Annotated in this window: 23 protein-coding genes and 1 tRNA gene; 8 read left to right on the forward strand and 16 right to left on the reverse strand. The window is 38.3% G+C overall.

Translation table 11 applies throughout. From position 1 onward, the window contains the following. Positions 1 to 25: 25 nt before the first annotated feature. Positions 26 to 1,285 (forward strand): BamA/TamA family outer membrane protein, encoded by a 1,260-nt coding sequence (locus JN11_RS01900; RefSeq protein WP_144909075.1) that lies wholly within the window; start codon positions 26 to 28, stop codon positions 1,283 to 1,285. A gap of 86 nt (positions 1,286 to 1,371) precedes the next feature. On the opposite strand, the gene JN11_RS01905 is transcribed toward JN11_RS01900, so the two are convergent. Both JN11_RS01905 and JN11_RS01910 read right to left on the reverse strand, forming a co-directional pair. After that, positions 1,372 to 1,983 carry a hypothetical protein gene (locus tag JN11_RS01905; RefSeq protein ID WP_144909076.1) on the reverse strand — a complete coding sequence of 204 codons (612 nt, stop codon included), beginning with the start codon at positions 1,981 to 1,983 and terminating at the stop codon, positions 1,372 to 1,374. A 276-nt stretch (positions 1,984 to 2,259) separates the two neighbouring features. Next, the gene (locus tag JN11_RS01910) at positions 2,260 to 3,819 is read right to left on the reverse strand and encodes a DHA2 family efflux MFS transporter permease subunit (protein ID WP_211360615.1); all 1,560 of its coding nucleotides are present in this window, start codon (positions 3,817 to 3,819) and stop codon (positions 2,260 to 2,262) included. 118 nt (positions 3,820 to 3,937) lie between these two features. Here JN11_RS01910 and JN11_RS01915 point away from each other — a divergent pair, with 118 nt between their 5' ends. The 4 genes from JN11_RS01915 (at position 3,938) to JN11_RS01930 (ending at position 8,190) form a co-directional block, all read left to right on the forward strand. After that, positions 3,938 to 4,267 (forward strand): MerR family transcriptional regulator, encoded by a 330-nt coding sequence (locus JN11_RS01915; RefSeq protein WP_144909080.1) that lies wholly within the window; start codon positions 3,938 to 3,940, stop codon positions 4,265 to 4,267. A gap of 238 nt (positions 4,268 to 4,505) precedes the next feature. Further along, entirely contained in the window at positions 4,506 to 6,230 is a 1,725-nt protein-coding gene (locus JN11_RS01920) for a glycosyl hydrolase family 28-related protein (RefSeq protein WP_144909082.1), read from the forward strand. 94 nt (positions 6,231 to 6,324) lie between these two features. After that, a complete protein-coding gene (locus JN11_RS01925; RefSeq protein ID WP_144909084.1) occupies positions 6,325 to 6,519 on the forward strand; it encodes a hypothetical protein in 195 nt (64 codons plus the stop codon). Between the two features lie 168 nt (positions 6,520 to 6,687). After that, on the forward strand, positions 6,688 to 8,190 hold the full coding sequence (locus tag JN11_RS01930; RefSeq protein ID WP_144909086.1) for an ATP-binding protein: 1,503 nt from the start codon (positions 6,688 to 6,690) through the stop codon (positions 8,188 to 8,190). A 77-nt stretch (positions 8,191 to 8,267) separates the two neighbouring features. Here the strand turns inward: JN11_RS01930 and JN11_RS01935 are convergent, their stop codons facing one another. From JN11_RS01935 to JN11_RS01950, 4 genes are all read right to left on the reverse strand, one after another. Beyond that, on the reverse strand, positions 8,268 to 8,615 hold the full coding sequence (locus tag JN11_RS01935; protein ID WP_144909088.1) for a hypothetical protein: 348 nt from the start codon (positions 8,613 to 8,615) through the stop codon (positions 8,268 to 8,270). Between the two features lie 65 nt (positions 8,616 to 8,680). Next, complete coding sequence (locus tag JN11_RS01940) at positions 8,681 to 9,433, reverse strand: SDR family oxidoreductase (RefSeq protein ID WP_144909090.1); 753 nt, start codon at positions 9,431 to 9,433, stop codon at positions 8,681 to 8,683. A gap of 66 nt (positions 9,434 to 9,499) precedes the next feature. Beyond that, positions 9,500 to 10,240, reverse strand: coding sequence for an SDR family oxidoreductase (locus JN11_RS01945; RefSeq protein ID WP_144909092.1), 741 nt, complete (start codon positions 10,238 to 10,240; stop codon positions 9,500 to 9,502). 95 nt (positions 10,241 to 10,335) lie between these two features. Continuing rightward, positions 10,336 to 11,271: a helix-turn-helix domain-containing protein gene (locus JN11_RS01950; RefSeq protein WP_144909095.1), complete on the reverse strand. Its 936-nt coding sequence runs from the start codon at positions 11,269 to 11,271 to the stop codon at positions 10,336 to 10,338. A gap of 452 nt (positions 11,272 to 11,723) precedes the next feature. Here JN11_RS01950 and JN11_RS01955 point away from each other — a divergent pair, with 452 nt between their 5' ends. The 3 genes from JN11_RS01955 to JN11_RS01965 all read left to right on the forward strand — a co-directional run bounded on the left by JN11_RS01955 (position 11,724) and on the right by JN11_RS01965 (position 13,685). Then, positions 11,724 to 12,053, forward strand: coding sequence for a hypothetical protein (locus JN11_RS01955; protein WP_144909097.1), 330 nt, complete (start codon positions 11,724 to 11,726; stop codon positions 12,051 to 12,053). 376 nt (positions 12,054 to 12,429) lie between these two features. After that, positions 12,430 to 12,798 (forward strand): VOC family protein, encoded by a 369-nt coding sequence (locus tag JN11_RS01960; protein ID WP_144909099.1) that lies wholly within the window; start codon positions 12,430 to 12,432, stop codon positions 12,796 to 12,798. 5 nt (positions 12,799 to 12,803) lie between these two features. Next, the gene (locus JN11_RS01965; protein ID WP_144909101.1) at positions 12,804 to 13,685 is read left to right on the forward strand and encodes a helix-turn-helix transcriptional regulator; all 882 of its coding nucleotides are present in this window, start codon (positions 12,804 to 12,806) and stop codon (positions 13,683 to 13,685) included. Between the two features lie 514 nt (positions 13,686 to 14,199). On the opposite strand, the gene JN11_RS01970 is transcribed toward JN11_RS01965, so the two are convergent. The 10 genes from JN11_RS01970 to JN11_RS02015 all read right to left on the reverse strand — a co-directional run bounded on the left by JN11_RS01970 (position 14,200) and on the right by JN11_RS02015 (position 25,795). Beyond that, positions 14,200 to 14,271, reverse strand: a tRNA-Arg gene (locus JN11_RS01970). A gap of 248 nt (positions 14,272 to 14,519) precedes the next feature. Beyond that, on the reverse strand, positions 14,520 to 15,656 hold the full coding sequence (locus JN11_RS01975; RefSeq protein WP_144909104.1) for a TlpA disulfide reductase family protein: 1,137 nt from the start codon (positions 15,654 to 15,656) through the stop codon (positions 14,520 to 14,522). A gap of 26 nt (positions 15,657 to 15,682) precedes the next feature. Then, the gene (locus JN11_RS01980; protein WP_144909106.1) at positions 15,683 to 16,801 is read right to left on the reverse strand and encodes a TlpA disulfide reductase family protein; all 1,119 of its coding nucleotides are present in this window, start codon (positions 16,799 to 16,801) and stop codon (positions 15,683 to 15,685) included. 53 nt (positions 16,802 to 16,854) lie between these two features. After that, positions 16,855 to 18,288 carry a RagB/SusD family nutrient uptake outer membrane protein gene (locus JN11_RS01985; RefSeq protein ID WP_144909108.1) on the reverse strand — a complete coding sequence of 478 codons (1,434 nt, stop codon included), beginning with the start codon at positions 18,286 to 18,288 and terminating at the stop codon, positions 16,855 to 16,857. A 9-nt stretch (positions 18,289 to 18,297) separates the two neighbouring features. Next, the gene (locus JN11_RS01990) at positions 18,298 to 21,600 is read right to left on the reverse strand and encodes a SusC/RagA family TonB-linked outer membrane protein (protein WP_246138925.1); all 3,303 of its coding nucleotides are present in this window, start codon (positions 21,598 to 21,600) and stop codon (positions 18,298 to 18,300) included. Positions 21,601 to 21,839: 239 nt separating this feature from the next. Next, on the reverse strand, positions 21,840 to 22,973 hold the full coding sequence (locus JN11_RS01995) for a FecR family protein (RefSeq protein WP_144909110.1): 1,134 nt from the start codon (positions 22,971 to 22,973) through the stop codon (positions 21,840 to 21,842). 102 nt (positions 22,974 to 23,075) lie between these two features. Beyond that, positions 23,076 to 23,621 (reverse strand): RNA polymerase sigma factor, encoded by a 546-nt coding sequence (locus JN11_RS02000; RefSeq protein ID WP_317131262.1) that lies wholly within the window; start codon positions 23,619 to 23,621, stop codon positions 23,076 to 23,078. A gap of 315 nt (positions 23,622 to 23,936) precedes the next feature. Further along, positions 23,937 to 24,461, reverse strand: a complete 525-nt coding sequence (locus tag JN11_RS02005; protein WP_144909114.1) for a DUF6886 family protein — start codon at positions 24,459 to 24,461, stop codon at positions 23,937 to 23,939. Beyond that, positions 24,458 to 24,895 carry a GNAT family N-acetyltransferase gene (locus tag JN11_RS02010; RefSeq protein ID WP_144909116.1) on the reverse strand — a complete coding sequence of 146 codons (438 nt, stop codon included), beginning with the start codon at positions 24,893 to 24,895 and terminating at the stop codon, positions 24,458 to 24,460. Before JN11_RS02010 ends, JN11_RS02005 begins: the two co-directional genes overlap by 4 nt. Before the next feature lie 69 nt (positions 24,896 to 24,964). Further along, positions 24,965 to 25,795 carry a tyrosine-protein phosphatase gene (locus JN11_RS02015; protein WP_144909118.1) on the reverse strand — a complete coding sequence of 277 codons (831 nt, stop codon included), beginning with the start codon at positions 25,793 to 25,795 and terminating at the stop codon, positions 24,965 to 24,967. Positions 25,796 to 25,857 lie beyond the last annotated feature (62 nt).

Below are 25,857 nucleotides of genomic sequence, written 5' to 3' on the forward strand. Positions count from 1 at the left end.
GCTTAGGTTTCTAAGCAGGCGCACAATGAAGTTTTTCTACAAAATAAGTTTATACATTATTACGGTATTTTTTGCATTGCCGGTTTTTGCGCAGGTAAGTAATCAGGTTCCTGTTACTATTTTTCCGGTAGTACCTAATATGCCCCCGGTGATTGATACTACTTCTAAATATGTTAATGGTATAAAACAGCAGGATATTTCAGATGTTATAGCCCGTGCATTTCATAAAAGCCGTGTGGCAAAGCTTGATTCCATTACCTCGAAGCCGACCATTTCCTTTGTTCCGGCAATCGGTTATACACTTGTATCAAAACTTGCACTTGTTGTATCCGGAAATGCTGCTTTCAGAACGGGGCCTAATGCCCGAGTATCAACTATTGTGCTAAGCTCGTCTATTACTCAAAGAAGACAGTTTACTTTGCCGGTACAAACCAGTATTTGGAGTAAAGACAATAAATATAATTTTGTTGGCGATTATCGTTTTTTCCGTTACCCTCAAAGTACATTTGGGTTAGGCAGCGGCTCAAACATAAAGGATGAAGATCCGATGGATTATTCTTATGTTCAGTTTTATGAAACTGTTTTAAGACATATTACAGGAGACATTTATGCAGGTGCCGGATATATTATTGATGACCATTGGAACGTGACTGATAAGGGCAATATGGATGGTACTGTATCTGATTATTCCACTTATGGTAAAATGGCACATTCCATTTCATCAGGGTTTACTTTGAATGCGCTTTTGGATACACGTGATAATGCGATAAATCCGTTTAAGGGGGCATTTATGACTTTGCAGTATCGTGATAATTTAACCGCTTTAGGTAGTACAACCGGCTGGCAATCATTAATAGTAGACGTACGTAAATATTTTAGGTTTCCGGCCGGCTCAGACAATGTACTGGCCTTGTGGAGTTATGACTGGCTTACCTTAACTGGCAGGCCTCCGTATATTGATCTTCCCAGTACACAATGGGATGAAAGCTCTGCTACAGGCCGCGGATACATTCAGGGTAGATTCAGAGGGGCGCAGATGGTATACGTTGAAAGTGAATACCGCTACAAAATTACCGAAGATGGTTTAATTGGAGGCACATTTTTCATAAATGGCCAATCATTATCAGCGGCTCCCGGTACTAAACTACAAGCCATGCAACCTGGCTACGGTCCGGGTTTGCGTATTAAACTCAATAAAGTATCAAATACAAACATTAGTATTGATTATGGTTTTGGTCGCCAGGGATCAAACGGATTATTTATTGATGTTGGCGAGATATTTTAGCTTTCTATAAAAAACTCATCCTCCATAATTGAAAGTGGTTCAAATACCAAAGGATGAGTTATTCAGCAAACAACAAAAGTTCTTGCTTAGTTAAAAGTAAATCCTATTTGTAAATTCAATCCAATTGAGGCGCTTTCGCTGTCACCAAATCTTGCTGGTAGGGATAAAGCCACAAAGTAATTTACATCTTTTGTGCGGGCGTAAACCTGGTTAAATACAGGGGTAAAGCCATAGCGCCCTTGTGTTTCAAATGCAAGCCGGGTAATAATGGTAAATCCATGATCAAAGCGAAACATTGTTCCTGGATCAAACAGTAAATTGCTGTTTTTGCTGGTACCACCCGATACCTTAACGGTAGGGGTAAACTCATAACTAAAACCAAATTTGTCGCTATATAAAACGTTTATACCCACCGGGAAGCCGATGCTGCTTGTTGAATGCGAAAAGTTATAAGTTGTAGAGCCATTGTAGGTAGCAAGCGGTAAAATGAAACTGAGGTAGCCCACAACTCTCGGATAGCTTGGTTTAACAATTGGCGCCGGTGCCAGCAATGCCTGTGTTTTTGCCGAATCGGTAGTTGCGGTTTGCGTTTTTTGTGCACTTGCATTTTGTACAGCTAATAGTACGGTGATAAGGGCGATTGCTATACCCTGAAGTAAGTACGCATTTTTCAATTTGAAAGATAAATGTTTTTTCATGTTTGTTTTTTGTTCGGTTTGATGCACGCTTTGCGGCATGCGTAAAAAATGTATTGATTATGTGAATATGAAAGGTTTTGTTTTTGTGTACTTTCAAAAATAATGGATATATATTGAAAAATATAACGCTATATATAATTACCGTGCCTAATTAAATAATCAGTATTGCCATATAGTCGTAAACAGGTATAGTTCCTTACAGAATTTCAAAAAAAATCTGCAAATTGTATGTACATACGATTTGCAGATTAAGGAGTGGAGCGTTTGTTGTATGAATTAATGGTCTGATATTACCACTTTTGAGGTCGCCTGGTTTGCTTTTTTCTTCTTAATGGTCATCAGCACCAATGGAATACAACAAGCGTTCATAATAGCCAGCAGTAAAAATGCATTCATATAGCTCATTAAAAAAGTTTGTCTTACTACTGTTGATTCCAATGCGCCTGTTGCCTGTTGCAGTGCTCTTAAATAGTTAGCGCCGTGTGCCATAAAGTTTCTGATAAATGCTTGCATCCTAAAGCTAGTGGCACTATCGCTGGTGGTGACATGGGAGATCAATGCTACCCGATTAGCTGCTGCACGATGAGCAATATAGGTGTTGATCAAAGCAATACCGAATGATCCGCCCATTTGGCGCATCATGTTATTTAATGCAGCGCCTTGTGGTATATCCGAAGGTTTAAGCTCTGATACAGCCAATGCTGTTAATGGAACAATGAGTAGCGCTGCACCCACACCGCGGAATATTAAGGGAATAAAAAAGTATGCACTCCCTGTGTCAAGATTTGATCCTGACATTAAAAAACCGAAAATAGCCGAAAATAGAAACCCTAAAATGATCAAATACTGCGGACGAAGACCGCTTTGCAGCATTTTGCCCAGAAATGGGGATATCATTGCAGCCATTAAAGTTCCCGGTAGCAGCATGGTGCCCGTTTGGAAAGCAGAGTAGCCGATGATACGCTGTGCATACAGCGGAAAAACAAATACAGCACTAAATAATCCGAACCCGAGCACAAAAGTCATTATAGCTGAAATAGACAGGGTAGTGCTTTTTAATACACGTAAATTAATAACGGGGAACTCTGTTTGCAGCTCCCACCAAACCAGTATAGTTAAACACAGTGTAGCAATAATGGTTAATACAATAATATAGGTAGCCGAAAACCAATCATCCGTTTCGCCGCGTTCCAGTATCACCTGTAAGCAGCCAACACCTACCGCTAGTAAGAAAATACCCAGCCAGTCAATTCGTCGGTTATCTTGCGATCTTTTAGTAGGTTTTAGGTAGATGTATGATAATATAGCGGCCATGGCACCAATTGGAATGTTTACATAAAATATCCATTGCCAGCTCAAATTATCAACAATATACCCTCCTAAAACCGGGCCAATTGATGGTCCGATAATAATTCCAAGACTAAAAATACCACTGGCTGTTCCGCGTTCTTTTACAGGGAAGGTTTCAAATAGGATAGATTGGGAAGTAGATAATAATGCACCCCCGCCAATTCCCTGGAAAAACCGGAAAGCCACCAGTTCCCACAAACTATGTGAAAACCCGCACATTGCCGAAGCAAGGGTAAATAAAAGTATAGAACCAATATAATATTGCTTCCTGCCAATTTTCTCGGCTAAAAAGCTGGTCATGGGTATAATGATTACATTGGCTATGGCATAAGAGGTAATTACCCAGGCAGTATCTTCCAGCGAAGCGCCTAAATTACCACTCATTGTATTAATGGAAACGTTAACTATGGTAGTATCAATCAATTCAATAATGGTTGAAGTGATAATAGTGATTACGATGATCCATTTTCTGAACCCAGTTTCCATAATAAAAAAGGATATTAATTGTTATTAACCTATAATGATTGTAACTTCGTGACAAAGCTACTGCAATAATTGTAGTTTTGTTGCGCAGATTGTCATGTAATTACAATTTTATCATCAGATGGAAGAGAAAAGTTTAAGTACAGCAGATGTAAACATTTTAATGGATGTAGATTTTTTGGTATCCGTTATTGTTGCTATTGGAGAGGTAGCTAATATTACGGGAGTGCCCCAAAGAAAAATCCGTTATTGGGATGAGAAGGGGATAATTGAGCCTGTAGATAAAACTTCCACCTACAGGCAATATGATTATTTGAATATAAAAAAGATAGTATTGATCCAGGAACTTTTGGATGAGGGCTACACGCTTGATGTTTCGGCAAAAAAAGTTAATGAACGTTGTATAAAGGTTGCCGAAGTGTTTGAACGGTTGAAAGCCAGTAAGTCATAATTTAAACTTCTGAATAAAAACCATAATTGCAAGATAGTCCGCCCTGTATGCCTGCTTAACGCAGCATTTATTTGTTATAAAAGGTTTATATTTTCTTTTCTTTGCTTTTAATGCAAGTAGTTGTTTTTCAATTTTTTATTATAAAATAGGCCCTGCATTTTTTTATATTTTAATTTGAGGATTAGTATTTGCGCCACTTATCACCTCTCTTTGATATATTGATTATATCAGGAAAAGCATGAATATTAAGTTTAGATGTATTGCCCTTATCCTTTTTTTTAGCGTATTAACAAGCCTGGCACAGGAAAACCCGGGAGCCGCTATTCCATGGACTACTTATGAAGCCGAACATATGGCAACAAATGGTACTATTATGGGGCCTGCATACAAACCTTACCTGGTTGAAACAGAATCATCAGGGCAACAGTGCGTAAAACTTAACACAAAGGGGCAATATGTTGAGTTTAATGCCATTTCAAGTGCAAATAGCATGGTGATCAGGTACAGTCTGCCTGATAGTAAAGATGGTAAAGGGCTAAGCTCCACTATTGGGATTTATAAGAATGGAAACCTGATACAGCAGGTTACGGTCTCTTCGCACTATACTTGGCTATATGGTAAATATCCTTTTACCAATGATCCCTCCGCCGGGGTACCAAGACATTTTTATGATGAGATAAGGGTAAAAGATTTAAAAATTGGAAAAGGAGACCATATCAGGATACAACGCGATGACCGCACCGTTGACGCTGCTGGATACTGTATAATTGACCTGGTTGATTTGGAAAATATTGCAACTCCGGTAAAAATGCCAGATAATGCATTATCCATTACAGATAAAAGCTTCCGCGAGAATGACACTACTGATGATTATACAAATGCTTTCAGAAATTGTATAAATAAAGCTGTTGAGACTGGAAAAACGGTATGGATTCCAGTCGGGACATATAAAATTACCGATAATATTACTCTACCTCCAAACATCATAGTACAGGGCGCCGGGATGTGGTACACAGAACTTGTCGGCGATGCTGAGCTGTACAAAAACGCAAACAAACGGGTAAGATTAATTGGAAATGGAAGCAATATCCATTTATCGGATTTTGCTATCACAGGAAAACTTAATTACAGGAGCGACCAGGAGGATAACGATGGTATCACAGGTTCTTTTGGTACAAATTCAACTATCTCTAATATCTGGATAGAGCACACTAAAGTAGGGATGTGGATTGAAAACTCTCAAAACCTGAAAATTACAGGGTGCCGCATGCGAAATACCATTGCCGATGGTATCAACTTTTGCGTGGGCATGAGCCAATCTATCATAGAAAACTGTACCGCGCGTGGAACGGGCGATGATTGCTTTGCCATTTGGCCCACGGTGTTTCATAAACAAATGTTTTCACCAGGGCATAATCTTATAATTCATTGTACAGCTCAGTTGCCTTTTCTGGCAAATGGAATAGCTGTTTATGGTGGTGATAGCAACCAGGTAAAAGATTGTGTATGTACTGATATATCCCAGGGATCGGCTATTCTGATCAGTACCACCTTCCCGACAGAAAATAAGGATAAAACAGTTAATAATAACTTTAGCGGTACTACGGTAATAGATAGTTGTTACATAAAAACCAGCGGTGGTTTCGATCATGAATGGGATTGGCGGGCCGCAGTGGAATTATGTGTTGATAAACGCAATATTTCAGGAGTCTCCATCAGTAACCTCATTATTGAAAATAGCTTATCAAATGCCATCAGCGTAATTGCCAAAAATGAACCGGATAAAGTTGGTGAATTATCCAATACAACTATAAAAAGTGTAACTGTTAAGAGCTATGGAATTGGCGTAAATGGAAAACATGGTTTGTTTATTTCTGCTGATGCACATGGAAGCTTAACCGTTATTCAATCAAAGGTTGATGGGATTAAAAATGAATCAGGAAATTTCACAATAGTTCAGTAGACAATAAAAAAGGAATACTAATATTAAGTATGTGTTAATCTAATTCACTTTTATAAGCTGATATCCGGCTTTAATTGATTACCTTACCGTAATTATGGGCGCAAAAAAATATTATGAATTTATTAATTCTCAAACCGGGAACATCATCGCCCACCTGTCTTTATCTTTAGCGTTAAATAAGGAAGAACAAAAAGAAAAGCTAGAAAAGAGAAAAGCCCTTTTAGCAACCTCACACAAATTAAACCTTGATCTGATCTATTGGCAGGATAAGGATCATCCGATAAGATAGCAGGGCTGCTTACCTGCCAGGTTTATAATCGGTTAAACAAACAAATTCGAATAGTTTCACGTTTGTTATTTAAAATAATGTGCAAGCGTATTAATTAATGAGTACTATTGCACCACTTGCCTTTAAAAATTCATTTTCTATTAATCTACAGGTGCCGGAGGCACCATTATGGATACCCGGAATTTAGCCGATCAGTTAATTATTGCCAACCAGGATAAGGTGAAGCTTGCCAGCGAGTTGAGTATTGCAAATGCTGAACTCGATTTCCAGAATAAGGAAAAAGGGAAGCGTGCTGCAGAACTCCTTCTTGCCAATATTGAACTGGATTTTCAAAACAACCAGAAGTTAGAGCTCGCCCGCGAATTAGTGATCGCTAATAAAGAACTGGATTTTCAAAACGAAGAAAAGGCAAAGCGAGCCGCCGAACTCATTATTGCAAATAAAGAACTGCTTTTTCAAAATTCAGAAAAAGAAAAACGTGCAGCTGAGTTGGTAATCGCTTATACTCAGCTTGACTTGCAAAATAGGGAGCGGGAAAAACGTGCTGCTGAATTAATTTTAGCAAATACCGAGCTCATCTTTCAGAATAAGGAAAAGGAGAAACGAGCGGCCGAGTTAGCTGTGGCAAATACCGAACTGCTTTTTCAAAATGAAGAAAAGGAAAAGCGGGCCGCTGAACTCATTATAGCTAATACCGAGCTGGTATTCCAGAATCTGGAAAAGGAGAAGCGGGCAAATGAACTTATTATTGCTAATAAAGAACTCGTTTTTCAAAATCATGAAAAAGGTAAACGCGCTGCCGAGCTGATTATCGCCAATATAGAACTTGACTTTCAGGATGAGGAGAAAGAAAAACGTGCAGCAGAACTCATTGTAGCACTTAAAGAACTTGATTTTCAGGACGAAGAAAAGAGTAAGCGGGCTGCAGAATTGCTCATAGCCAATCGCGAAGTATTGATCCAAAAACAGGAGAAAGTAAGAAGGGCGGCAGCTGAAGCAAAAAAAGATGAGTTTTTTAATATGGTAAGCCACGAGTTCAAAACACCTTTAACCAATATTAAGGCTATTAACCAACTCCTGCAACAAAGAACAGACTGCACGGATAAAATTTATCCCTTTATAGTTAATGCTAACCATAATATCAAACGGCTTGAGAAACTTATTGAAGATCTGTTAGATGTTACCAAAATTAATTCAGGGCAAATTGATTTAAACATTGCTGCATTTTACTTTTCTGACGCACTAACCAATAGCATTGTTAATGTACAGTTAACCGCTCATCAGCATGAAATTTTGCTGGAAAGTTCCGTTGAACAGTTATATAGCGGCGACCAATTCCGAATTGAACAGGTGTTGATTAATTTGCTTAATAATGCCATTAAATATTCACCAAATGCCACACAGGTTCTAGTAAAAGCAAAAATTGATGTGGGTAATATAGTTGTAAGCGTCGTAGATTTCGGAATTGGAATAGCTAAGGAAGATATCAATCAATTATTCCAGCGTTTTTACCGGGTAAGCAAAACGGCTATGAATTTCCAGGGTGTGGGTCTTGGTTTATATATTGCTTCAGAAATTATCAAGAAGCATAACGGTAGTTTCAGCATTGAAAGCGAACCTGGAAAGGGAAGCAGTTTTCATTTCAGCCTGCCCCTAAATCAAACCGGTTAATAAACTTAAATAAGTTCTTCAAAAGTTGTTAAAAAATTGGGAATATTTCATTTTCCCCTGCTGCTCCCAGCATGACATTAATTAGCCAAAGGATATTGCAGGTAAATCAATAACAGGTTAAGAAAAAGAAATGGTAACTCAATTATGGCTGATTTAATTTCCTTAAAGGATAGTTGAAGGTATATAATAATAAGGATGGAAACTGCCATTATTATATTCCCCGATTTATAAAGTTGTGGGTGCAGGATAAAAATAGCCCCGGCCATAGTAAACGCACCAAATAGCATTTGCCAAAATGGATTTAGGTTTGCTTTTTCAAAGATAGCTACGGACTCAGGCTTTCCGCCTACCAGCGCAACTCCTTGTTTAAAACCCATAAAAATCACAAAAAACATAATAAGGCATGTGATGATTTTAATAAGCATAATTTTATATATTAAAGGTCAATAGCAAGGTTTGAACTTTGCTATTGACCCTGACTTTAATTTGATTAGTTAGTGGCTCCACCATTTACCAACAAGTGTTGTCCGTTAACAAAAGATGAAAGATCGCTGGCAAAAAACTCAGCAACGTTAGCTACGTCAACCACTTCAGCCAGGCGACCCATCGGACAGCTATCCAGCAATTGTTTCCTTAAGCGGGGGTAGGAATCTGCTTCAGCAAATATACCTGAATGATCTACAGCAAAGGGGATGATAGAATTTACGGTAACGCCACGATGGCCTATCTCTTTTGAAAGAATATCTACCAGGTAGCGTGGAGTAGTTTTACTGCCGCCATAAACCGCCATACCTGGTACAGGAAATGAGGTAGTTGACGATGCGATATAAATAATACGACCCCCATCTTCTATTTGTTTTGCGGCTTGCTGCAGGGTAAAATAGGTGCCTTTGGTGTTAATGGAGAATAAGCGGTCAAACTGTTCTTCAGTAAAATCAGTAACAGGGGTTTCCACCATTTCGATACCAGCATTAGCTACTACTATATCAATTTTTCCAAAAGCTTTTTTTGCTTCTGCGAATAATTTTTCTATTTCAGCTACCTTGCTTACATCAGCCTGAACGGCTATTACTTTTGCGCCCATGGCTGTAATGTTGCTTACCACTCCATCAGCTGATGCTTTATCACGAGAGTAATTGATCACAATATTTGCACCTAAAGCTGCGTAGCGCTCTGCGATAGCTTTACCTAATCCTCTTGCTGAGCCGGTTATAATGGCTACTTTATTATTTAATGAGTTCATGATTAAAAATTTTAAATGTTTTATTAATGTTGATTGAATTGTTTATGATGAAAGTGATTATTTGAACTATGCCATTGCGCCGTTTAAACCTATAGTTTGGCCGCTTATCCATTTGGCGTCATCACTTGCCAAAAAGGCTACTACTTTTGCAATATCTTCAGGTTCGCCTATGCGGTTAAAGGCATTCAAGCTCGCCAGGCGGTCAATCACCTCTTGCTGTTTTCCCTTGGTGAATAATTCGGTATTGGTTGGGCCGGGTAAGACAGCATTTACATTGATTCCCCTTGCCCCGACTTCTTTTGCAAATACACGTGTCAGCTGTTCAACGGCACCTTTGGTGGCAACATAGGTACTGTAAGTGGGCATTATTACCCTTGTAGTAGTTGAAGAGAAATTAATGATACTGCCACCGTTGGCTAATTTGGTTGCGGCTTCTCGCAAGGTATTAAAGGTGCCTCGAACATTAATGTCGAACTGGCGCGTAAAGTCTTCGTCTGTAGTGTCCTTTAATAATTTGGTGATCATCACACCTGCATTGTTTACTAATACATCAATCCGCCCGTAGTGTGCAATTGCTGCATCAAACATTGCAGCTACTTCATCAGCTTTACCTACATCAGCTTGTAAAGCGATCGCCTCACCTCCATTAGCTTTGATGCTGTTTACTGTTTCTCTGGCCGCTTCTTTACCACCTGCATAATTTACAATTACTTTTGCGCCGGCCTGGGCCAATTGGTGTGCAACTGCGGCTCCTATACCTCTTGATGCGCCTGTTACTAAGATTACTTTTTCATTTAGTGTTTTCATGATTCCTTTGCTTTTGTTTGTCTTGATTGACAATACAAAGGTCATGTTTGAAGTGTGGAGGGAATTGCAAGGCTTAAAGCAAGACTTGCAATATCCTAAGATGCTGATGGCTTATCATTCTTTCTGAACTGCACGGGAGAAATATGAGTATGCTTTTTAAAGTAATTGCTAAAATGCGCCAGCTCCGCAAAGCCTAAGCGGTAGGCAACCTCTTTGATGGAAATTGATGAATTTTGTAACAGTGACTTTGCCTCCGCAATTGTTTTTTCAGCTATCCATGTACCTACCGGTTTGCCAGTTTTAGTTTTGATAACTGTACTTAAATAATTAGGATGGAGGTTTTGTGCATCGGCATATTCTTGTATCCTGAAGGCTCGTTCCGCTTTACCTTCGCTAAGGTCGCGATAATGTTTTTCCAGGAGGCGCTTAAAGTTTTTAACGATCAGCGAGCTCCGGTTTCCCTCATAGATAGGATTGTAATCCAGCCAAAAGCAGGCCTTAATTTTTAATAACAAGACCACAAACAAGTTTGCTATGATCCCGGTACGATAGGGTGAGTTGTTAATGTATTCTGTGTGTATTTGAAGATATAACCTTTCGAACTCACTAAATAACGCCTCATTTATAAGGCGGCCTGGAAATATTTCGGCCAGTAAAAAAGGAAATTCTTCGAAAATATCGGCATGCACATTTTCTTTAAGAAAAGATTCACTCAAAGTAATCAGGTATACCTCCTCAACAACAGTCCACTCGTATGAACGGTAATGACCCGGGTTAGTAAAATAAACTGTGTAAGGTTGGAGCGATACCTTTTGTTCGTCAACCGTATATTCACCAAAACCATTTTTAATAAATACAAATACGAAGAAATTGAGCCGGTGGCCAGGCGATTTAAATGGGAGGCTTTGATGTATAACATCTTTAAGATTGAATATAGTAAAGTCAGTATTTGCATCTATCAGATCTACCGGTAATCCCATATGGTTGTATTGATCCCGCAGATTATTGAATACTTTATTATCTTTTTCCATAAGTGGTGTTCAAATCTTAGTTTTGGTTACCGGGGTATTTCATCCTCCCAAGTTAAAAAAACCTTTTAAGATATTAAACCGTTGGTCATTGACAACATGTTCCTGAGGAAGACCTTTCTCTGCTTGTAATTTGATCACGGTAAATATCTCCGTCTGTAATGGAGTTGAATCACTTTGGCCATGGATATACTAAGACATCGAGACCCGGCAGGCATGGCGCTGCAAAGTATGGAGCCTGCTTTTTTTCTTTAAAAAATACGCATAAGAACCGTACATGATTTCAGATGTTGCACGGTTTATTTTTACGATTTGAGTCCTGATCCCACTACCCAGAGAAAAAGAAAGCTGTGCTGGTAGGGAAAAATAAGCAAACTATAGAAATGGATATGAGATTTCTGCTTTCCAATATTTGTCTTTTGTAACATATTCAAGTCAAAGCTCGTCTTATGGTTATGATTCAATTGAAATACGTTTATTTTGCAAGGAGAGATGCAGGAACGGAACTGGCTAGAATTGTTTCATTGTTCGGCTCTGGCTTTACTATACCATTGTCATTAGGAATCCAATTACAATACCAAACTCAATATGTTTACCCGCGGTTTTCATTTGGAACTGGAGCTGGCGTAGTTCACTGGTTTTATTTATATAGTCCCGAAGGCAGCCTGAAGATCAAAAATTCTGATGTAAAGGCCAGATTGTACAAATTATTCGGGGAGATGCAGTTCAATGGCAGCTTTAGCAGATTGGCAATTGAAGGTTTAATTCTGCGATCATTTGACTAGGATTAATGCAAACCCAAATGGATGGTGCGCTTAAAAGAGATCCCTTATGATGAGAAAAACATGTTAGTGGATTATTTATCAAAAGAATTAGGGCTGTATCCGGTGCATATTTCCAGAATGTTTGCCAAATACTTTGAATGTATGCTGGAGGAATATTTGAGAAAGTTAAGGTGGGGTGTTCAACGAAACTGATGCCGGAAACGGAATTATCACTAACGGCGATCATTTTAAGCAGTTAACAAAGTGTTTGCGACATATTGACCAACTATAAAATTATAAAAAATAAAAGCCAGGAGATGAAATAATAATCAGGAAGATCTATTTGAAATATTATAAAAATAGCCTGGCGTGGAAAAACGAACTAATTTTTTACCTAATGAGAATAAAATACGTTACAATTCCTTCAGGGAATATCGCTGAAGAAGAAACCTTTTTTGTGAATTTTTTAGGGTTTAAGCATACAGGTGAACTGGAATTATGGCCAAACGTACGTTGCAAGTTGTTAAGTAATAACGATAGCGACATACATATAGCGATCATACCAGACAGATGTAGCTTGAACCAAAAGGCTGTCATCATTCTTAACACAGAAAATTGTCTCAAACAATATCATGAAATCACTAAAAACGGGGTTGTTTTTAATCATAAACCTTACTACGTTTCAGCAGGAATGATAGCAGAATTTACTGACAAGGAAGGAAATCAATTTATTTTACTGGAAGAGAGATCATACACAGAAGACTAGAAAGCATGGAAAATGTGTTAAAATTAAGTAACGAAAATTGTATTTGTTCAAGTAAACTGACGTATAAAAACATAACCGAGGTAAACAATAACTTTACTTTACATGTCAATTTTAACGGGAATGAAAACTTCGTTTTAAATAAGAAGAAATTGCGTTTGTCCCCTCACACTTTCCTGGCAATTAACCCAGGAACGCTTTATTCCGATATCATTGACTCTGGTAGCCCTGTTCAAAAACTTTCAATCAGTTTTGGCAAAGGATTTATGGATGATTTTAAAACATCCTTTCTTAAAAAGGATAGCTCTTTTCCGGACAATTATGGGAATTCCCTGCCTTCACATAATTTAACTTTCAATGAAACTATTTTTCCGCTGCTTGGGGATCTAAAATATAATATAGAGCATTTAATAGTTTTGATAAGGTCAAACTGTAAAGATGAATTATTATTAAATGAATTCCTCTATCATATTTTACTAAATTATTATACGCTTCTACAAAAAGATATGCTTTTTGTAGAAGAAAGCCTTAAAGATCTTCAATTTGTAACCCGAAATGAAATCTACAGGCGGCTAAGCCTGGCCAAAGAATATTTATATTCAAATTTTGATCAAAAAATCAGTATACATGAATTGTCAAAATATTCATGTATGTCGGCAACGCATCTGATCCGCTCATTCAGGCAGGCATATCATACAACCCCCCACCAGTTTCTGATAAACATAAGGCTAAAACATGCCGAATTTTTGCTTAAAAACACGTCTTATCCAATCAATAAAATTGTAAATACTGTTGGGCTTGATTCTCCAAGTACATTTATTAAGTTGTTCAAAATACGCCATAAAATCACCCCGCTGAAATATAGGAACTCGCATTATGGGATTAATTAAAGTGCTGATATTGGTTTTTTTCGAATATTTTACTTCTAAGCAAGTAGCTAAGTTTGCTCATATTAACTGCTTTGTTAAAAACGATCAGTTAATAGTTGTTTAAAGGATTGCCGCGCGAGGTGGGCAATCCTTTTCTGTTTATAAACTGCAAGCAATGAAGTGCACCCCAAAAGTTGGAAAAAGTTAGATTATTAACTATTAATGTAATGAGCTCGGGATTTATTTTCGGACGCTTTTTCCGCAATGATTTTTCAAGGAAATATAATTGGGTTAAGAAAGCTGTTCCAAATTCTATTCCATTAATATTCCCTACTATCAGGATTTCATATTTCTTCTTAATTTCTGTTTTTACTTCGCGGCAATCAGGTTGTCAACTCAACCTCTCGGTATTTATCTTTGCAGCTTCGAAAATCTCCTTTAAATAGCTGTTCATGAAGTATTGAATGAATCACAATTCTCCATAATATTAAGTACGTAAAAAAAGGAAATGTCCAATCAAGTCCATTTCCTTAAGTGCTCCCGACGAGATTCGAACTCATATCGATGGTACCGGAAACCATAATTCTATCCATTGAACTACGGAAGCAATGCGGCGCAAATATAACAGTTTATGTAAGAAGTGTTATACACTATTTTTTACCTGATGTATTCATATTAGACGTCTTTCGGCGGGTTATCGCTGTTATTTATTGTCCGTTTTTCTTAAGTTATCCATTTTACAAATGCCAAGTGGACTTAATGTATTTACTATTATAACCAAAAGCTAACGTATTGTATCAATATATTAGCTTTTGGTTCGCTATTTTACATGATCATAATGGTAAATGTCATTTCTTATCTGGATAAAACTTCTGCCAATTTCTTTTGTAGTTCATCGCCATGCAAATTCTCAGCAATTATTTTACCATTGGGATCAATCAGGAAATTCTGAGGGATTGTCGTGACACCATATTGCTTAGCAACCTGGTTATTCCAAAAATTTAAATCAGACACCTGTGTCCAATTTAACCCATCAGTTTTAATTGCAGCCAACCAGGCATCTTTTTTACCGGGACGATCTAGAGAAACACTCAGCACTGTAAAATTTTTGTCGTGATACTGTTGATAGGCTTTAAGCACATTTGGGTTTTCTGCCCGGCATGGAGCACACCATGAAGCCCAAAAATCTAACAAAACATACTTTCCGCGAAAATCAGCAAGACTAACCGGTTTGTCATTTACATCATTTTGTGTAAAAGCAGGAGCTATAGATCCAACTGCTGTTGTACGTGCTGCTTCAATAGCTTTCGCGAATTCTTTGCCGGCCACAGTATTTTTAATATTAGCCGATAAGCTATTATATAGCGGTTCAATTATCGCAATGTCAAAATGTGATCCGGCAATTTCATGTAAAGCTCCCAAACTGAATTCGGAATTTGGGTTTAGTTTTATATACTGTAATTGCAGCTCTTTTTTATTTTCGGCTGCTTGTTTAAGCCGACTGCTAATGTCGCCCATAAATTGGGCATCATTTTTCTGATCAGTAGTAGCCGCAGCATTTTCGTTTGCAATTAAAGCCATTTCTTTTACCGGCCCGGCGATGAAGGCTTTATATTTTAAATATTCAGTATTTATCCTGGACCCGGTTATAATCGATTTTTTTATAGAGTCTGTTGAGTTTATATCAATTTCTCCGCTGTCAAGAAAAAAGGTCAGATTATCCGGATCATTGCCTAAATGTTTCAATCCGGTGCCATTATGATCCATCCATAATTGCGCCTTGAGCGGATAGGGTATTGTTCCGTTAAATATAAATAGGCCCTTATTAAGGATAGCTGAATCTGTTATTAATTTGCCGGGAATGTTGTAACTAAGATATAGTTTGGTTGCAGATGGTATGGCATCAAGTTTAACTTTTAATGTAAATGCGCTGTTTTGTGCTAAACCGATTATTGGCAGCATTACCAAAATCATTAAGATTATTCTTTTCATTATATATTAATTAAGAAATTTAAAGATTAAGGTTTGATAACCTTGTTAAGTTCTTCAATAAGATTATTATTCCGAAGATTTTTAGCTATTATAATACCATTGGGGTCAATCAGGAAACTCTGAGGTATAGCTGTAATGCCATAAGCTACTGCAACAGCATTGTTAAACCCCTTAAGGTCGCAAACCTGTAGCCACGGAAATTCATTGTCTTTTATTGCTTTAATCCAGTTTGGTTTTTTATCATCCAATGATACACTTACAATTACGAAATTTTTGTCCTTAAATAATTGATACGCTTTCTTTAAGAATGGGTATTCCATACGGCATGGGCCGCACCAGCTTGCCCAAAAATCAACCAATATATATTTGCCTTTTAAAGATGCCAACGAAACCGGCTTGCCGTCCGGGTCGTTTTCAGTGAAATCAAGAGCGGGTTGCCCTATGGCTAATTTTCTTGTGAGAGATAGGAGTTCAGCATATTTTTTTCCCTCATCCGTATTTTTAAGATCAGGGCTTAAAATGTTATATAAACCCTCAAATTTATCGGGGTCTGTAATAACGTAAGATTTTTCTCCAACAAGATCGAGGGAAACGTAAGAATTATTATTGTCTACCATAAAATCCATTACAACTTCCTCCATCTTTAGCATATATAAATTAAATTTAGCCTGCAACGCTGGTTTTTTGTCTTTTGCAACAGTCATTCTTTTCCAGGTATACAGATCTATAGAATCCTGCAAAGGGGCTGACTTTGACGTTAGTTGCATGTATTCATCCTGAGTAGCCCCCCCGTGTATTATTGCTGTTTTTAAGCTATCGCCCGATATAGCCGTTGCTCCACTACTTAAGTAAAATTTACGTATATCTGCATGATAACCTTTGCTCCTATCAACAGGTAAAATAATCATAACAACCTTAGTTGGCCTTGAAATTGTTCCGCTAAAATCAAATTTTCCATCTTTTGTTGTAACAGAATCATCTATATTCTCCCTATTTACCCGATATTCAAGATGAATCATTACCGGCTGTGTTATTCCTGAAATGTTGCCAGATACAGTATATTTTTGCTGCGCGTGTGCTATTATAAAGGCAAACAAAAAAGAAAAAAGCAGTACTATTTTTTTTAGCTGACGCTGATGTTTCATTTTCTTAAGATTAATTGCATTATGTGTGTTAATTAATATCTGAAAACCGCAGTTTAATAACCTGGATTTTGAGTTAGATTAGGATTGTTAGTGATCTCGACAGAGGGAATTGGAAATAACTCAGCGGTTGAATTCCAGGTTGGCTTTAATGCCCCAATAACCGCGTTAGCACGGCCAGTGCGTTTGAGGTCAAGCCAGCGATGGCCCCATTCATTATTTAACTCGATCCTCCGTTCCTGCTCAATGGCCAATAATATCGAAGCCTGGTCTCCGGCTGTTGTATTTGGTAAGCCCGCCCTGTTCCTTATTACTGACAAGTCGGCCTGGGCTCCGCTTATATTGCTTTGCTCCGCACGGGCTTCAGCTCTGATCAGGTACATTTCTGCCAGCCTGAAAATTGTATAATATTCAGCATTAGCCCCTGTAGTAACACTTTTGTATTTATAGGGGTAATAATAAGTTGTGCCGTTATAAACAAGACTTGCGGTCCAGGCGGCCATACGCTTGTCACCGGTTTCAAATGCGTTAACCAATCCTGTAGTGAGCACATAAGTTGGTATCCTGGTTACAGCATTTGGAAGAACTGTTCCGGCATATGCCGTATAACCGGTAGCATCATTATAGAATTGCCAAATAGCTTCAGTATTACCTGGAGTAAATACTTTAGTTAGATCAGTTGACAAACTGAATAACGTTGTGTTTGCAATTATTGCATCGCTTTGCGTTTCTGCAGCAGACCAGTTCTTGTTATATAATTCAATTCTGGCCAGCAGGGCGGTAACAATCCACTTGTTGGCTCTGGTTCTTGCATTGCCGGATATGGAATAGTCAGCAGGTAATATGCTTTGTGCACTTTTTAAATCTGCAATTAACTGAGTATAAATGGTTGCAACAGGCGTTCGGGCCATAACGGCGTTAGTAGCCACATTTGTAGTTAAAACAAGAGGAACATCACCGTAAAGATTGGCTAAATAAAAATAGCAGAATGAACGTATAAATTCGGCTTCGGCTATGGCCTGATTTTTAAACTGCACTGAAATGCTGGAGGATTGGGTAACACCTTCAATAAGACTATTTGCTACGTAAATGGTGCTATAGGAATTACTCCATATATCGCCGACGTTTGTGTCGGTAACCGGGATGGCATTGTTTATAAATTGATCATAACTACTGCCTACGTAATTTAGTTCATCAGCGCTAAAGCCGGAAAGCGTACTGATGCTGGAGCGATAACTTTGCGTAGTGCTGAGCACACTTAGTTTTCCGTACATCCCGGAAATGACAGCCTGAACAGATGCTGAATCCGTATACACTTCTGAGCCAAGTTGCGCAGTTGTAGAAGGTTTGATATCGATGAGTTTTTTACAGCTAGTCAGCGAACTTAATGTAAGAATAATGGCGATCACCGGTAGTATATAAACTAAAACCGGTTTAAGGTTTGCACCGTGATTGGTGCTAATTGTTTTATATAGTCTGGAATTTTTCATGTCGTTTAATTAAAAAGTGGTTTTAATGCCTGCTACTATCATTCGTAAAGGCGGCAGATTGGCACCCAGGGTTTCCGGATCAAGCCCCTTATATTTTGTAAATGTTAATAGGTTCTCTCCGTGCAGGTAAAGCTGTAATGATGATAATTTTAGCCGGCTTGACCAGGATGGAGGCGCATTAAAAGCCAGTGAAACGTTCTTTAAGCGTATATAGGAAGCATCTTGTATAGCAGCATCAGAATTGGTGTAATAGAACCATGCTTTTCCTGCAGCTGAAGAAGAAGTTGTTGAGTATTTTACAGGCAGATCCAATAAAGATTGTGGGATATTATACTGACGGCCAGGGTAAACACCCAGGCTAAGATCGCCACGCTGGGCATCTCTTTCTACGCCTTGAAACGTAAAATCCAACTGAAATCTTTTATAACTGAAAGTATTAGTAATCCCTCCATATAGCTTTGGATCATAACTGCCGTCAACAACATAATCACCTTTACCATTAGCATTTATTCCAGTAGTAATTACACCATCATGATTCAAATCCTGTACAGTTGCAATGCCATTTTGAAAACCGGTAAAATGATATACAAGTATAGGATTGAGTGATTGGCCAATTACAAAAGTATTGGCAAATGTAGATGAGGATAGATTTGGAAAAGCAATTAACTTATTATTAGGCAGCGTAAGGTTGAATGAAGTGCTCCATGAAAATTTACTGCCTTTTGTAAAGTTTACTGTTGTCAACTCCAATTCAAGTCCCTTATTTTGAACTGTTGCAGGGAGGTTGGCATAATAAGAACCAAACCCTACCTGGGATGGTAAAGCTGTTGTTCCAAGCAGATTACTTGAACGGTTTCGGTAAAAATCAGCAGAGAAATATATCCGGTCCTGTAGAAATCCTAACTCCAACTCGGCATCTAATTTTTTAGTCACCTCCCATTGTAAATAAGGATTTGCAATTCTAGAAGGAGTTAAACCGTTAACAGCCCCATAAGCTGCTTGAGAGTAGTATGTGGCTTCGTAACTATAATCGGTGATTTTATCATTTCCTACAGTACCATAACTGGTCTTTATTTTACCGAAGCTTAACCATGGTAAATTATCTTTAGCGAAGCTTTCATTTGAGAATATCCAGGCACCGGCAATACTGCCGAATGTTCCGAATTGCCGATCGGCCCCAAACCGCGAAGAACCATCTCTACGCAGATTGCCGCTGATTAAATATTTATTATCCCATTCATAAGCTAAACGGCCAAAACCTGAGTCGTATTTATAATCAGTATCACCGGATGACTTAACAAATACGGTTAAGGCACTCAAACTTTTGGCCAGTTCGATATTTGCAAAGCTTCCAACTACAAAGTAAGGCTGGATAGTTTGCGTTTCCTGCCAGGTTCCGCCTATCAATGCGGTAAGTTTTCCTTTGCCCCAGGTGTGTGTATAATTAAGCTGCGGCTCAATGATGATAGTTTCGATATAATTATCGTTGAGCGTGCTGGTTTGAACAGCATTGGTTAAAGGATTGTTGGCCGATGCCGGGCTAATTGACGATCCTTCGGCATTAATACGGTTATAACCCATGTTGGCTGCCAAATCTAAACCGGGCAATATCAGATAATGAAAATTGGTATTGGCAATAAGATTATCCGTTTTGAGGTTGTTTATTACATTGAAACCGGCTAGGGGATTGGTATAACCGGTGCCAAAATATAAACTACCATTAGAGTTATATAATGGATAATTGGGGGGCAAACTATAATTAGCAGATGACACACTATAGTTAGGTAAGGTATTACTATCCACATTATAATTTACAGAAGCACTTACACCAAACTTTCCGTCATGGCTTTTATGTTGTAAGCTTAAATTAAATTGGCCGGCTTCGTCAGCATTTTTTGAATAGAAAACGCTTGATTCGCGCCTGTAGTTACCACCCAGTAAAAATTGAGTATAAGTGTCGCCACCTGAAACCGACATGGATGCTTTGGTTTGGTAAGAAGTTTGGCCGATAAGCAATTTACCGAAATCAGTGTTCCCTGTTTGATTCCATACCGTCAGGTCAGGCGCATTTGTAGTTGTTGGCGTAATATTGTCATTGGCAAAGGCCTGTTTACGTATACTTAAATATTGTGCTGTTGACGCCATATTGACATTATGATCAACATCACCAAAACCACTAGATATATCTACATTAACCCTGGTATTGCCAGGCTTGCCTTTTTTAGTAGTGATCAGGACAACACCATTGGCGCCTCTTGAACCGTAAATGGCAGTGGCATCAGCATCTTTTAAAACGGAAATGCTTTCTATATCATCAGGATTGATGGTATTCAACGGGCTTAATCCGGTTGTTCCCCCAGACGAATAGCCACCTACAGACTGTTCCACAGGTCCGCTGCCAAACGGAATGCCATCAACCACATATAGCGGGGAACTTGCATATAGCGGGCCTCCTGAAGTTAAGCTATTCTGCCCCCTGATAGAGACAGTCATATTTGCTCCTGCATAACCGGCATTCTGGGTGATGAACATACCCGGAACTCTTCCTTCCAGTGCAAGTATCGGGTTTGAAACAGGTTGTTGTTCAATCTCTGTTGCAGATACAGTAGAAATGTTTCCTGTACTCAATCTTTTTGTTGTTTCTCCGTAACCAATAACCTGTACAGCATCCAATTGATTCGTTGCCACAACCATCCAAATGTTCCCGATATCTGCGGCGGCCGGCAATTCCCGTTTTACGTAGCCTAAGTAAGTAATAACAATCACCGCATGTTCATCAACCCCTTTAATTTCAAATCTTCCTGTTGCGTCGGTAATCGCGGTTTTGTTGATATTCTTAACTGTAACTGTTGCACCGGCAATTGGTTGCCCCTGTTCATTAAGAATATGACCTGTTACATCGATGGCGCTAAATATGGATTTGATTTTGTCGAAGAGGTTGGGTTCTTCAACCTTGGGCTGCAATACTATATTCTTATCAATAATTTGAAAAGTAACCGGAATGTTCTTAAAACACTGGGCCAGGGCTTCATTGATTGTCGCATTGTATAGGTCAACACTCACCGAACCAAGTTTTATTTTTGCCTCGTCATAAATAAAAACATAGCCTGTTTGCTTTTCAATTGCTTTAATTACCTTTTCAACCGGTACATTCTTTTCGCTGAGGTTGATTTGACTAAATCCCTTAGCGCTTACCTGTACAAGGGCTATAATCAACAGGAGCGTCGTTAATTTCATAACCAGGAGAATCTTTTTGATTATCGGCCACCCGTCAAGAGGGGATACGGCCATGTTAATAGCGTAAAATTTCATTACATTTGTTAATGTTTGGGTTAATAAGTAGTACTCAATGTCGCAATTGTTTATTCTCCCTGCAGGCTCCGCCTGTAGGAGAAAGGGTTAACTCAGATACATACCGTGGTTGTGTGCCAACACTTCCGCGGTTTTTTCTTTTATAACCATTCTTGGGTGCTTATTTTCTTTTTTGTAAAGGGTTAACCATAGTTTAAATTTTAGTGAGCAATTTAAATGATAATTTTATCTTCTATAAATCAGGTGGTTATGATTATTTTTTTTCCGGAAATACGGTAATGGATATCCAGGTAAGCTAATATTTTCAGTGCCTGGGAAGCACTTACATTTCGGTGTACCTTACCGGTAATCATTGTAGCTGGTATTGCTCCTTCATAGGTAACATCTACATTATACCATCTCGCAAATTGCCGCATTACGGTATTAATATCGGCTTTCTTATAAGCAAAATAGCCATCTTTCCATGCTGTTACATCTTCAATGTCAGCACCTTTAATGCTTATTTTATTGTTTTTTGTTAAGAGTAAAGATTGTTGCCCGGGTACTAATGTTACATTTTGAAAACCTGTTGACACTTTTACACTACCTTCTAATAAGGTCGTATTAATTGATGGCTCGTCGTTGTAGGCATTAATATTAAAATGGGTTCCTATGTCCTGAATGGTTTCCCCCTTTGCAATTACCTTAAATGGCTGTGCCGCGTTATGTACCACCTCAAAATAAGCCTCACCTGTAACTTTCACTATTCGTTCTTTACCAGTAAAGCTGGTTGGGAAAGTGATTGAAGATTCCGCATTGAGCCAAATCTTAGTGCCATCTGCCAACACTAATGGATATGGAGATTGCTCACCACTTGCGGTGGAAAGTGTATTGTATTGAATCTTTGTATCCAAATTACTTTTGTCTGCAAAAACGGTGTAAGAAATAGCATTACCTGAATTAACCTGTACAAGCGCATTACCCTGCTGCGCCAGTTTGCCACTTAATCCTTTTGATAGAATGATTTTTTGTCCATTGGATAAGGTTAAAGTAGCCCTATTGCTTCCTGGGGCAATATCCTGATGTTGATTTTGGGCTATTTGTTGGGTTAGATGTTTGTGAAAAAGGAAATAGCTACCGATAGAAAGGAATAATAAAATTGAAGCTGCCGCAGCTATGCGGGGCCATAGCTTTATTTGGTGTGGATTTTTACCCTTCGCTAATAAATGCAGCCACATTTCTTCCTTAACGGCTTGCAAATCATCACCTGTAAAATCTGTTTGCCGTTCAGTTTCAAAATTTAATACCCAACTCAACAGCCAATTGATTTCTTCTTCGGTTGCTTTACCTGCCCGGTATTTATTCAATAACTCTTCTGCGTCTTTGTTTTGCATAATTCGAGAAGGATAATGTTATCCTAATTCATGCCTAAGACGATCAAGAAAGCTTCAGGGGTGAGAAAAAAAAGGAAAATAATTGAAAAATATAACGATTGGTTAAAAATAAATCAAAAAAAACAGAAAACTAATCATGCCAAGTTTAATACGAAGAATTTTTAGTGCATTTTTGACCTGGCTTTTTACAGTTTCTTCTGAAATGCCCAAATGACCTGCAATTTCTTTGTGACTAAGCTGTTTTTTTCTACTCAATTCAAAAACCTCTCGCATTTTAGGAGGCAATGCGGCGATTTCCTGTTCAATAATTAATGATAACTGTTTTTCTCTTATCAAGTGATCGGTATTGCCTTTACTTTCGTCGAGAAAGTGCTGTAAAAAGCCGGTATATTTAGTTACAGTTTTCTGATGGGCAAATAGATCAAGTATTTTATGATGAATGCATGTATAAAGATAGCCTGCTAAATTGGTTGCCAATACAAACTCTTCCCGCGTGGCCCAAATCTTAACAAAAACCTCCTGCACTACATCTTTTGCTTCTTCGCGATTCTGCAATTTTTTAAAAGCATGAAGGAACAAAAGGCTGTTGTAACGGTTAAAGATTTCGGTGTATGCAGCTTTGTCGCCTTCCCGGAGTAGAGTAGTCAATTTTTGATCGGAAAAACTGTTATATGCTGACATTCAAGATAACCCCAAACGAATTTACGTTAAATTAATCTGAATTTAAAATGCGATGATAGAATGTTGTTTTGAAGATATGATAACGACGCTTCGCCATCAGCAAATAAAACGGGATATATACCCTTATCGAAGTAGTAAATCAAGATAAAGTTGAAGGAGCAATGAAAGCCATGCGCTGCAAATACAGGTAATTAACTCTTATTGTTATGCCCCGATTTATAAAATAACTGCAATTGAACGAACATACTTTAATGATTAAAAGTTCAGCTATTCTTTTTAATCTTATTTCTGCCTTGCATTGCGCATCCTGATTAATGAAAAGCCAAGTGTTGATTTACTAACCGCATCAGCTAAAGCTGTAAGATCAGGGGTAAACCTCAGTTCAATATTTCGTTGCAATAATTCACCAATCAAATCATTCACAACTTTTACCTTAATCGGTTCAACAGGCTTGTGGGAAATATAATAACCTGCACATTCATCTAGTAATATGAACGGATCTGGTAAAAACGCATAACAGTAAAGGGTTGTATTTATAATTCTCTCATACCATCCTGATTCAGCAACTACAACAAAATATGCAGAAGAGTGCTTAAAATAATTATCCCTGTCAGCCTTTGTTGTTTGCGCTGATGCATAATAGGTTACCCTCGGGCAATCACGCGGAAGCAGGTAATTATGCATCAGTTTTTCCGAAATAGCAAAAACTACATCGCTTGTTATTGAATCAAATTTTGAAGGTGATGGCCTTGGCTCAAATATTTTAATGCCCGGTTCTTCGCTGATATGAAATAAATGATTGCTCATTTTAGTCTTTTTACAAAACCATATGATTTGAGTTCATAACCGATATGTTGGTAAAACGCATGGGCTGTTTTTCTTTCATCGCGCATGCCGCTGGTTAATACGATCATATAGGCATCAATTTCAGTCGCCCATTTTTCAGCTTCCATCATCAACACTTTTCCAACACCCATGTTCCTGAAGTCTTTACCGGTTACCAATGCCAGCACACGAATATATTTGGCATTATGTTCGTAACCATAGTTTTCGGTCATGCCAATCATTCCGACAATTTGCCCGTCATCCGTAACTGCCAATAAAGTCCTGAATTCTTTTAGCCTTAATATGTTTTCTAAACGCACCTTTATTTCATCAGCAGGGGCGGGGTAACCCAGGTCATAAATTAAGGGTATCATTGCCGGAATATCGCCTTCTCCGGCAGGTCTTGTTTGTATCATTTGCAAATGCTGAACTTAATAACAATGGGGCTTAGGCCCCATTGTATTCATTATAAAATTATGTAAAATTTAGTTCTCTAAAAACTCCGCTTTTAAGCGAGCTATCTTTTCATCATCCAGGCCTACCTGTTTTTTTAGGAAATTGTTAACCGAACCATACTGTTTAACAATGGCAGCAAAGGTTGCATCCAGATATTCTTTTTTGGCCAGCATCATTTCAGTAGCTACATCTTTATCAATATGCATATAACCGGACATTCCCTTAATTGCTTTTTCATTTTCGTCTTTGCGGTAGTAATTAGTAGCGGTATAGTCCTCAACTATAGTGTTGTAAGGTACACCTAAACTATAAAGAAGTAATGCGGCTGCAATACCTGTGCGGTCTTTTCCAGCAGTGCAATGAAATACAAGGCTTTGGTCGGTAGGTAAAGCTAATAGTTTGCCGAAAAATGGTTTATACCTGTCAGCAAGATAGGTGGTTTTGCCATAAAAGTCTGCTATAAAAAGTGAGTCAGCACCTTTTTTACCTTTTACCTGCATTAAGCCTTTCATCATAGTGCTTAAACTATCACTGCCAGCAGGGCACAAAACATAATCCATATTGGAATTTAATTTATCAGGGGCCTGTGTTGATTCCTGGTGCCCGCGCAAATCCACATCAAATGTGATGTTTAATTTCTTTAATTCTTCCAGATCAGATGGAGTTAACTTACTGATATCGGCACTGCGGTATACTTTACCCCATTTCACGGTATGACCATCGGTAGTTTTATAACCACCCACGTCTCTGAAATTGGCAGCGCCCTGTAAAACAACATGCCTTTTTGTACTGTCGGTAATCTGGGCAAATGCATTGCAGGTAATTAAAATAGCTGCAACTATTAAAAAGTGTTTTTTCATAATGCTTTAAATTGAAAAAAGCAGGGAACCCTGGCTAAAGATCCCCTGCTTAAATTAAAAAT

It is taken from the genome of Mucilaginibacter frigoritolerans (genome assembly GCF_007830615.1).
GTDB lineage: Bacteria > Bacteroidota > Bacteroidia > Sphingobacteriales > Sphingobacteriaceae > Mucilaginibacter > Mucilaginibacter frigoritolerans.